The 10,571-nt window shown below is 50.8% G+C and carries 6 protein-coding genes; 1 reads left to right on the forward strand and 5 read right to left on the reverse strand.

Going from position 1 to position 10,571, the window contains the following annotated elements; translation table 11 throughout:
• The first annotated feature begins 814 nt into the window (after nt 1–814).
• Complete coding sequence (upp, locus tag QZ310_RS13125) at nt 815–1,468, forward strand: uracil phosphoribosyltransferase (RefSeq protein WP_297073612.1); 654 nt, start codon at nt 815–817, stop codon at nt 1,466–1,468.
• A gap of 226 nt (nt 1,469–1,694) precedes the next feature.
• Here the strand turns inward: upp and metK are convergent, their stop codons facing one another.
• The 5 genes from metK to clpB all read right to left on the reverse strand — a co-directional run bounded on the left by metK (nt 1,695) and on the right by clpB (nt 10,369).
• Entirely contained in the window at nt 1,695–3,020 is a 1,326-nt protein-coding gene (gene metK, locus QZ310_RS13130; RefSeq protein ID WP_297073613.1) for a methionine adenosyltransferase, read from the reverse strand.
• A gap of 404 nt (nt 3,021–3,424) precedes the next feature.
• On the reverse strand, nt 3,425–5,923 hold the full coding sequence (locus QZ310_RS13135; RefSeq protein ID WP_297073616.1) for a tyrosine-protein kinase family protein: 2,499 nt from the start codon (nt 5,921–5,923) through the stop codon (nt 3,425–3,427).
• Between the two features lie 127 nt (nt 5,924–6,050).
• Nucleotides 6,051–6,857, reverse strand: coding sequence for a polysaccharide biosynthesis/export family protein (locus QZ310_RS13140; protein ID WP_297073618.1), 807 nt, complete (start codon nt 6,855–6,857; stop codon nt 6,051–6,053).
• 354 nt (nt 6,858–7,211) lie between these two features.
• Complete coding sequence (locus QZ310_RS13145) at nt 7,212–7,688, reverse strand: hypothetical protein (RefSeq protein WP_297073620.1); 477 nt, start codon at nt 7,686–7,688, stop codon at nt 7,212–7,214.
• A 92-nt stretch (nt 7,689–7,780) separates the two neighbouring features.
• The gene (gene clpB, locus QZ310_RS13150) at nt 7,781–10,369 is read right to left on the reverse strand and encodes an ATP-dependent chaperone ClpB (RefSeq protein WP_297073623.1); all 2,589 of its coding nucleotides are present in this window, start codon (nt 10,367–10,369) and stop codon (nt 7,781–7,783) included.
• Nucleotides 10,370–10,571: the final 202 nt, after the last annotated feature.

Here is a 10,571-nt window from a genome sequence, read left to right on the forward strand (position 1 = left end):
CGCGATGCAATGAAGCCCGCAGGGCGAAATTGCATAGCGCGAAGGTGTGGGGTTATCGGTTGACATGCAGCCACGGGCATCGAAGATGTCCGATAGTTTCGTTCGGACATTGCCCAACCATCATCCACGGTATTGACCCTTTTCAAATAACGTTCACATCAACAATTATTCGAATTATTGGAAGGGTGCGTTATTATCGGACATCTTCGATGCCCGTGGCGGGTGGCATTCATTTACCCACACACCTTCGCGGTGACGCAATTTCGCCCTGCGGGCTTCATTGCATCGCCGCTCGATGCGGGGCTACCATCGCATCGCTGCTGCGCAGCTTACTATTTGCCCTCCGGCACGGTTGTGTCTTTTCGCATTTGCTATTTGCCTTCGCACGGTTTTGTCTTTTCGCATTTGCTATTTGCCCTCCGGCACGGTTGTGTCTTTTCGCATTTGCTATTTGCCCTCCGGCACGGTTGTGTCTTTTTGCATTTGCTATTTGCCTTCCGGCACGGTTGTGTCTTTTCGCATTTGCTATTTGCCTTCCGGCACGGTTGTGTCTTTTCGCATTTGCTATTTGCCTTCCGGCACGGTTGTGGCTCTTTACATTTGCTTTTTGCCTTCCGGCATGGTTATGTCTCTTTACATTTGCTTTTTGCCCTCCGGCATGGTTATGGTTCTTTGCTATTTGCTTGTTGCTATCTGGTAGGGTGATTTTATGGTTTAATCGGGCCGTTTGCAGCGGAAATCTTGCAGGGGGAAGGAAAAATCGTTACTTTTGTCGTTATTAAATAAGTAATCATCAAAATCCTTAATACACATCATGGAAGTTATCAATTTTGCCGACACACCCTCATTGGTGAGCCAGTATATGAGTGAGCTGCGCGACGTGAACGTGCAGACCGACATGCTCCGATTCCGCCGTAACCTTGAACGCATAGGTGAGATAATGGCCTACGAGATGTCGAAGCGGATGCGCTACAAGACTGTCGACGTGCAAACGCCGCTCGGTATCGCTCCGTCACAGGTGCTTGACGAAAATGTGGTGCTTGCTACAATATTCCGTGCGGGCATACCTTTCCACAAGGGTTTCCTCGACTATTTCGACCATGCGCAGAATGCTTTCGTGTCGGCCTATCGCAAATATCGCGAGAAAGAGAACTTTGATGTGTTTATCGAATATATTGCCTCGCCGCGTATCGACGGCAAGACTCTTGTGATTGCCGATCCGATGCTTGCCACCGGTTCGTCAATGGATCTCTGCTACCGCGCGTTGCTGACCAAGGGTGAGCCTGCGCATATCCATGTGGCATCCATCATAGCCTCGCGCAAGGCTGTCGATTATATCAAGAGTGCCCTTCCGGCTGACAAGACCACAATCTGGGTAGGTGCAATCGACGAAATCATCAACGAACATTCCTACATTGTCCCCGGTCTCGGCGACGCGGGCGACCTTGCATACGGCATAAAGGAATAGAATGCTTGTGCTTTTCTGACGTTACCGGCAGGGTAGTGGATAGGAAAAGGCACATAAAGCCATAAGGGCATAAGTCACATAAGATTTTTCAGAATTTTCACCGATTAGGGTGGTCTTACTGCTAATATGAATCTTATGTTGCTTACGCCCTTATGGCTTTATGTGCCTTTTCTCCGAAATAGATTTTATTCTATCGGGATATACGTTTTCGGGAGGGTCTGCCGGGTTATAATCCGAAGGCTTCTTTCACGGCGGGAACTGCATCGAGTTTTTCCCATGTGAAGAGTTCGACGGTGCGGGTGAAGGAGGGCTCGTATTTAGAGTGGAATTCCTTGGTCACCGTCATGGGCTTGCGACCCATGTGGCCATAGCTTGCAGTCTCACGGTAGATGGGGTTGCGGAGGCCGAGGCGCTTTTCAATGGCGTAGGGTGTCATGTCGAAGCAAGGCATGGCGTTGACCTTCTCAGCGATTTCTGCGTCGGAGAGGGGAATTTTGGCTGTTCCGTAGGTGTTGATGCAGAGGCTGACGGGACGGGCTTCGCCGATGGCGTAGGCTACTTGCACGAGGACGCGGTCGGCCACACCTGCAGCCACAAGGTTTTTGGCAATGTGGCGCGCTGCGTAGGCTGCCGAACGGTCAACTTTGGATGGGTCTTTGCCGGAGAATGCGCCACCACCGTGGGCTCCGTGGCCTCCGTAGGTGTCGACAATGATTTTACGGCCTGTGAGACCGGTGTCGCCATGAGGGCCACCGATTACGAACTTGCCTGTCGGGTTGACGAGGAGTTTCACATCGTCGCCGATGAGGGCTGCTTCTTCGGGGCGGAGCTTGGCCTTGACGCGGGGAATGAGAATGTTGCGTACATCATCGGTGATGCGTTTCTGCATGGCACGGTCAGCGGCTGCGCGGGCTGTATCGGAGTCGTCGGTCGGAAGGATGAATTCGTCGTGCTGGGTGGAGATGACGATGGTGTCGACGCGGAGCGGACGGTTGTTCTCATCGTATTCAACGGTCACCTGACTCTTGGAGTCGGGGCGGAGATAGGTGTAGATGCGTCCACGCTTTTCGTGGGTCATTTCCTTCTCCTCACGACGGATGTCGGCAAGTTCCTGGAGCAGACGGTGGGAAAGGTCGATGGTGAGAGGCATATAGTCGAGGGTCTCGTTGCAGGCATAGCCGAACATCATGCCCTGGTCACCGGCACCCTGCTCTTCAAGTTCGCTGCGCTCGACGCCACGGTTGATGTCGGCGCTCTGTTCGTGGAGGGCTGAGAATACACCGCAAGCCTCGCCGTCGAATTTGAGTGCGCTGCGGTTGTAGCCGATATTGCGGATCACATCGCGTGTGACTTCCATGAGATCGATGTATGCTTCGCTCTTGACCTCGCCGGCAATCACGACCTGACCGGTGGTGACGAGAGTCTCGCAGGCTACTTTTGATTTCGGGTCACGGGCAAGGAATTCATCGAGAATCGCGTCGGAAATCTGGTCGGCAACCTTGTCGGGATGTCCTTCGGAGACGGATTCGGATGTGAAGAGATAAGTTTTCATAAGTTGATATGTATGGCTTATATATAAATAAAATGTCGAAGTCGGCATGAAAATGCGTGTGGATCAGATAACGCGCTTGCCTGCTTCAACATTTCATCTTTCGGTGTCATTGTCCTCGCGGATGTCCGACACACACTATGAATCTCAAAAGTCTAAATCTTCGATGAAAATCAACGAGAAGAGATTTTGATGTCAATGCCGTCGGATGGCGGAGGGGGATGCCAAGGACGGTGTGCAGTTTTAGCATTTTTTGAAGTGGTTGCAAGCAGCCAAATTTGTCCACTCTTATTTTCGGGTGCAAAGGTAGAAAGAAATTGCGGTAATTCCAAGTGTTTGACTGTGGAATTACCGCAATTTAGGTTTATGTCATCCGGTATTATTGTTGCCGGAGAACGGAGTCATTGTCAATCCTTCTTGCCGGATGTTTTTGTCACATCTGTCTCCTTGCGTGAGGTATAGTAGGAGTAGTATGCGTAGCGGCGATAGGGGGTTGCCGAAGAAATCGTGCCGTTGAGGATGAGCATGAAATTCTTGTAGCGCTGCGAATCGTAGATGCGGTCGATTTCCGGAATCATGCGGCGGTCGAGAAGACCTGCACGGATGATGAAGATGGTCATGTCGGCCAGCGGGGTGATGATTGAAGCGTCGGCAACGACCTCGGCGGGAGGACAGTCGAAGAATACATAGTCGTATTCCTGACGGTATTTCTCGATGAGGTTCTTCAGACGGTCGGAATAGAGCAATTCGGCAGGGTTGGGAGGAATTGTTCCGACGGGAAGGATATAGAGGCCCTTGCAGGGTGTTGCCTGAATGTACTGGTCGCAGTTGTCGGTGGCTTCGGAGAGGTAGTCGGCGATACCGCGCGAGTGGTCGGCGAGGATGCGCGACACTGATGCACGACGGAGGTCAAGGTCGATGACGAGGACCTTGCGGCTCTTGTCCTTGAGCGCGAGGGCTGCGGCAAGGTTGAGCGAGATGAACGACTTACCGGAACCGGGGTTGAACGAGGTGACCATGATGACACGGTTGCGGCCGTTACGGGTCATGAACTCAAGGTTGGAGCGGACCATACGGAAGGCCTCGTTGACGATGCTGCGTCCGTGTTCATGCACAAGGAGCGAGGGAGCTTCCTCGATTTTTGAACTCTTGCCCATCATCTCGCGCCAACGGCGACGGAAAGAGCGCATACGGAGCGACATTGTATTGTCGGAGGCTTCGGGGATTTCGCCAAGAAGCGGAGTCTTGATGCCGTCGAGGTCCGAACGGTTGCGCAGACGGCTGTTCATGCTTTCGTCAAGGAAGAGGATGAGGGCGGGAAGTACGATACCGACCACGAAACAGATGAGAAGGATATTGCGCGAGATAGGCGCGGTGGGCTTGTTGGAGCCCATCGGAGGAGTGATGACACGGGTGTTGTAGGGGGTGAAGGCAAGGGTGAGCTCATTTTCCTCACGTTTCTGGAGGAGGTAGAGGTAGAGGGCTTCCTTCACTTTCTGCTGACGTTCGACAGAGAGGAGGTATTTGGCCTGGGTGGGTGAGGATGCGATCTTGCGGTTGGTTGCGCGGTCGTCGCGGATGAGTGAATTGAGCTGAGTCTGCAGGGTGCGCTCCTGGTTCACGAGCGACTGAACGAGTGCGCTGCGCATACTGCGGAGGCTCTTGTCGTAGTCCTGCATGATGGGGTTGTTCTCACCGGTGGTGCTTGCGAGTTTATCGCGTTCGAGCTGGATGGTGTTGTATTCCTGAATCTGAGTCTCGATACCGCGGTTTTCTATGCCCGAATTTGCAGGCATTAACTGTCCATTCGTTGAAGGATCGTTGACATGATCGAGCAGATACTTTGTTATGGCTATCTGAGTTGATACTTCAAGCTGTTGTCTTGTGTTTTCGTTGGCGTTTGCCATATACATTGTTGAAGCGGCCTCTACGTCCGGAACAAGATGCTCTCCTTTGTAGTCTGCAATATCACTATCAACATTGCCAAGTTCTTTTTCGATTACCTGAAGACGTTCGGCGATGAATTGAGAAGTCTTTTTGGCCTGCTGTGCCTTGTCGTCCACCCACTTGTCATTGTAAATATTGATAAGGGTGTTGAGGAAGTCGTCAGCACGGGCGATACTTACATCCTTGAAGGTGAAGTCGATGACGGATGCCTTGTCGTCAGCGAGGCTTTCGGAGAGCTTCGTCTTGTAGAGTTCGATAGCTTCAGAGATGCTGTAGCGCATCACCTTGATGGGTGATTTGAAGTCGACAGAATAGTTGGGACCGGGGTTGATCACGAGTTTTCCGAGCTCGGTCTTGATGGTGTCGCCCATGTTAACCTCGATGTTTTCGGTCTCGCATTCCTCCATGCCGAGTCTCATGCGGTTGATGCCGACTTTACCCTTTCCGAGGATCTCGACTTCCATGAATGCTGACGACATTGCGGGAAGGTCTATGAAATTGACTTCTACGGGAACGGAGTCGCCATAAAGGGTTACGTTCCTAAGACCGGCGCGATAAGTGTAGTCGGTCTGGAGGCCAAGTTTAAGAATGACATCGCCAATGATGGCCGGAGATTCGAATGCAAGCATTTCGTTGTTGACATTCGATGAGCTTTGGAAGAGACCTATGTCGCTGAGCGCATTTGCGACGCTCTGCTTGGAAGCATCCTTGTCGTCCTTGATCATGACAGCCGCTGTGCGGGTATAAGTTTTGGGCGTACTTAAAATGTACAAAACACCAAGACCTAAAAATAGAATTACGGAGATTGCAAACCATCGCCAATGTGTCATGCATACAAGAAAGAAATCTCTAATGTTAAAAGAGTCTTCTTCATCCTGGACGTTTTGGAATGTCTGTTGTTGGTAGTTCCCGGGATAACGGGGTTGATCATCGGCAAATTGATTGTGATTTTGTATCATCTTAGCTGAAACGTTGACCTCCTTCCGCGCTACACTGCGCTATGGGAGAATAAGAATTTGAAGTTATAAACGGAGATATGCAATGAATTAGTAGTTGGTATCTGCTGAGATCATATACAGTCGATTTTTAGCGGATACAGAGAGCGGTAATTGTCGTGGCAAGTGATGCCAGTGAGATCCAGAAAGACGGTGTTAAGAGCGTATTTCCATTGATTGTGCTCTGACGTATACGGGTATTGTTAGGGTCAACGTAAATAACATCGTCTTGTTGGATGAAATATGCAGGGGAGTTTCGGAGACTCTGTGCATCAAGAAGACTTATTATATATGTTTCTTGTTTGTCACCATTCGAACGGATGAGCTTGACATCTTCACGACGACCATATATGGTGAGGTCACCGGCAAGTCCGAGGGCATCGAGAATGGTCATGTCATCGCGATCAATTGAATAAGAACCAGGATGTGCTACTTCACCAAGCACAGACACAATTCCGTTTGTCAGCTCTACCGTGACCACAGGATCTCGTACATAATCTTTAGATATAAGCATTCCTTTTATAAGTCCTGCTATTTCTAAACGAGTCATACCCTCGACTTTAATTTCCCCAAGAAGAGGAAAGTCGATAGAACCTTCAGGGGATACTGTATAAGAACTTATTCCTTGGTTTGTACCACGGTTAAGAGTTGTTGTTGCTCCCAATGTACGTGGTGTATACGGAAGATTGAAGAGATCGACAAGTTGTTGGTCACGAGAGTGCACGAGGATAGAAAGTTTGTCGGCAGGTTTAATAGTGATAGTCTGCTGATATCCGGAATAGGAATGTTCGTTTGTCATATCCTGAAAATAAACGACGTTTTTGGGCGTTGAGCAGGATGCCATTGCTAAAAGCACAATAAAAGCAGCTAAAATGTTGTGGAAACTCAAATGTCGCATAGTGTGGCGTTAATAGTCTGAATGTCAAAAGCCATTTTGGCTTGGAATAGTGATGAGAATTGTTGATTAGAAATTGTTACTGAAAACATCGCGCGTAATATACGCATGGCAAAATTAATGATTTTTAATAATATGTGCAACTATTGGCTGAAAAGCTTTCGTATCGATGATAACGTAGCCTCCTGAATACAAATCACATTTTACGATCAATCATTGCCATATCTAATCTTTAAGTGTTACGCGACACGGCCTCCGGAGTTGGGATGGCTTTTGGCCTTGGCAACGCCCGGAGGCTGTATTGCGAAATACGGAATTTATGTATCGGTCGTTTCAGTTTCCGTTGATTTTGCGGGATTAGTTCTCATTGTCCGTGATGCGGGTGTCAGGGGTAATGGTACCGCTGTCGCCTTCACCGGGCTGGTCAGAGTCGCTGGCTACGATTACAACCGGGAACTGAGTCACGGCGAAACCGATTTCCTTGTCGACCTGAAGAACGGTTGCGTTCGCACCGAGGGTGTGGTTACCGACTTCCATCTCAGCAGTGTTGAATTGGATGGGCTGGTTGGGGTCGATAGGAGGAGTCTGGGGCATTCCGTCCCAGAAATAGACCACGTTTGTAAGAGTTGCGGCCTTTGTTCCCTCGGCAGGAATAGCGCGCAGGGCGTTGATTGTGAGAGTGTCGCCCTGAACGACATAGATTGCTCCGTCCTGCTGTGTACCGCCGGAATAATCAAGCGAGAGACTTACATCGGGGAGATCCTTGTCGTCATGACAGGCGGATACCAGCCCGAGCAACGGAAGCATGAGAAGAAGATAGATAAATCGTTTCATAGTTGCGTTTAAAATAAATAGTTTATTGAAAGTATAAATTGTGTGTGGATGAGGGGTGGGGGCAACCGTTAGTCCGGGCAGTAATCCTGCTGTCAGTTACGGAAGACAATGTCGTCTCCGTCGTAGTCGATGACGATGGGTTTCTCGCGGTCGACCTTCTGTCCGAGGATGTCCTTCGACAGTTGGTTGAGCACCATTCGGTGGATGACACGCTTGACAGGACGGGCACCGAACTCGGGGTCGTAGCCTTCCTCGGCGAGGAATTTGAGCGCCTTTGGAGTGACTTCGAGTGTCACGCCGTTCTTGGCAAGCATACGTTGGATCGACTTGATTTGCAGACCGACGATTTCTTCGATTTCCTGCTCGTTGAGCGGGGTGAACATGATGATTTCGTCGATACGGTTGAGGAATTCCGGACGGATCTGCTGCTTGAGGAGTTCGAGCACTTCTCCCTTGGTCTTCTCGATGACTTCACCACGGTTTTCGGGCGTCAGTTTTGCGAAGTTGTCGCGAATGACGTGTGAACCCATGTTGGAGGTCATGATGATGATGGTGTTCTTGAAGTTGACGAGTCGGCCCTTGTTGTCGGTAAGGTGACCGTCATCGAGCACTTGGAGAAGGATGTTGAACACATCCGGGTGGGCTTTTTCAATCTCATCGAAGAGCACGACGGAGTAGGGTTTACGTCTTACTGCCTCGGTGAGCTGTCCGCCTTCATCATAGCCGACGTATCCCGGAGGCGCTCCGACAAGACGGCTGACGGAGTGTTTCTCCTGATATTCGCTCATGTCGATACGGGTCATCATCGTTTCGTCGTCAAACAGATATTCGGCAAGAGCCTTTGCAAGCTCAGTCTTACCTACACCGGTTGTGCCGAGGAAGATGAACGAGCCGATAGGACGGCGGGGGTCGTTAAGTCCGGCGCGTGAACGGCGCACTGCGTCAGCGATAGCTGCGATGGCATCGTTCTGCCCGACAACGCGGTTGTGGAGTTCGGCTTCGAGGTGGAGAAGTTTTTCCTTCTCGCTCTGGACCATTTTGTTGACGGGGATGCCTGTCCAACGCGACACGACATCGGCGATGTCTTCCGAATCAACTTCTTCCTTGATGAAGGCCTTTTCGCCCTGCATCATTTTGAGCTGTTCCTGAATCTGAGCGTTTTCCTGTTCCTTCTGCTGGACTTTCGAGTAGCGGATTTCAGCGACCTTCGCATAATCGCCCTCGCGTTCGGCGCGCTCGGCATCGAAGTTGAGTTGCTCGATATCAATCTTGTTCTGCTGGATTTTGTTGATGAGGTCTTTCTCAGCCTTCCACTTGGCGGTGAATTCTTTCTCCTGATCGCGGAGGTCGGCGAGTGACTTTTCAATTTCCTTGACCTTCTCGGTGTCGCCTTCACGCTTGATGGCCTCGCGTTCGATTTCCTTCTGCGCGATGAGACGGGTGATTTCGTCGAGAGCCTGCGGGACTGAGTCGATTTCGAGACGGAGCTTCGAGGCGGCTTCGTCGACGAGGTCAATGGCCTTGTCGGGGAGGAAACGGTCGGTGATGTATCGCTCGGAGAGTGTCACAGCAGCGATAATCGCTTCGTCGCGGATACGGACTTTATGGTGGTTCTCGTAGCGCTCCTTCAAGCCGCGGAGGATGGCGATGGCTGCAGCCTCGTCAGGCTCGTTGACCATCACTTTCTGGAATCGGCGTTCGAGTGCCTTGTCCTTTTCGAAATATTTCTGGTATTCGTCGAGGGTGGTTGCACCGATTGAGCGGAGTTCGCCACGGGCGAGTGCAGGTTTGAGGATGTTTGCTGCGTCCATAGCGCCTTCGCCTTTACCTGCTCCGACGAGGGTATGGATTTCATCAATGAAGAGGATGATTTCGCCGTCGGCACCGGTCACTTCGTTGACGATGGCTTTGAGTCGCTCCTCGAATTCACCTTTGTACTTCGCGCCGGCAACAAGTGCGCCCATGTCGAGCGAGTAGATTTGCTTGGTGCGAAGATTTTCAGGAACGTCACCACGGACGATTCTCTGGGCAAGTCCTTCGGCGATGGCTGTCTTACCTGTACCCGGCTCACCGATGAGCATCGGGTTGTTTTTGGTACGGCGTGAGAGAATCTGCAACACGCGGCGGATTTCATCGTCACGACCGATTACCGGGTCAAGCTTTCCTTCACGGGCACGCTCGTTGAGGTTGATGGCGTACTTTGAGAGGGCCTGATAGGTGTCCTCGGCGCTCTGGTCGGTAGCCTTCTTTCCTTTTCGAAGTTCCGCGATAGCCGATTCGAGTTCACGTTGGCTCAATCCCGCATCCTTAAGGATTGTCGAGGCAGGAGAGTTGACCGTGAAAATGGCTAAGAGGAGGGCTTCGAGAGTGACATATTCGTCACCTTGTTTCTTGGCGATGTCGAGAGCTTTCTGCAGGACATCGTTGGAGCTGCGACTGAGGTAGGGTTCGCCACCTGACACTTTCGGTTCAGCGGCGATTTTTGTGTCAACTTGACGCATCAAGGTGGCGACATTGGCACCGACCTTGGAGAAGATGAAGTTGATGAGTGATTCCCCTTCGGTCATGACTCCTTTGAGCAGATGCACGGGTTCGATAGCTTGATTGCCCGCACCACGGGTAATCTCTATGGCCTTCTGTATCGCTTCCTGTGACTTGATAGTGAAATTATTGAAGTTCATGAGCTATGTTGAAGTTGTGAGTTTTTCTTTGTTGAATATTCTTTGCAGGCAGGCTTGTTCACGTTGGGGGATTCTGTCCTCCGGCGGTGGGGCTTACCTTACTTTTATACTATTCTAACAAAAATTATGCCAATTGGTTGATTTAGCAGCCGCAAATTTAATAATAGATTGATAAAGGGGGAGGGAGGGGGAGAGAACGGGG

The sequence above is a fragment of the uncultured Duncaniella sp. genome (genome assembly GCF_910577345.1).
Lineage (GTDB): Bacteria > Bacteroidota > Bacteroidia > Bacteroidales > Muribaculaceae > Duncaniella.

Coding starts and splice junctions, on each gene's coding strand:
- QZ310_RS13140 (WP_297073618.1), bottom strand. CDS start 6,857: ATGCGACATTTGAGTTTCCACAACATTTTAGCTGCTTTTATTGTGCTT.
- metK (WP_297073613.1), bottom strand. CDS start 3,020: ATGAAAACTTATCTCTTCACATCCGAATCCGTCTCCGAAGGACATCCC.
- QZ310_RS13135 (WP_297073616.1), bottom strand. CDS start 5,923: ATGATACAAAATCACAATCAATTTGCCGATGATCAACCCCGTTATCCC.
- clpB (WP_297073623.1), bottom strand. CDS start 10,369: ATGAACTTCAATAATTTCACTATCAAGTCACAGGAAGCGATACAGAAG.
- QZ310_RS13145 (WP_297073620.1), bottom strand. CDS start 7,688: ATGAAACGATTTATCTATCTTCTTCTCATGCTTCCGTTGCTCGGGCTG.
- upp (WP_297073612.1), top strand. CDS start 815: ATGGAAGTTATCAATTTTGCCGACACACCCTCATTGGTGAGCCAGTAT.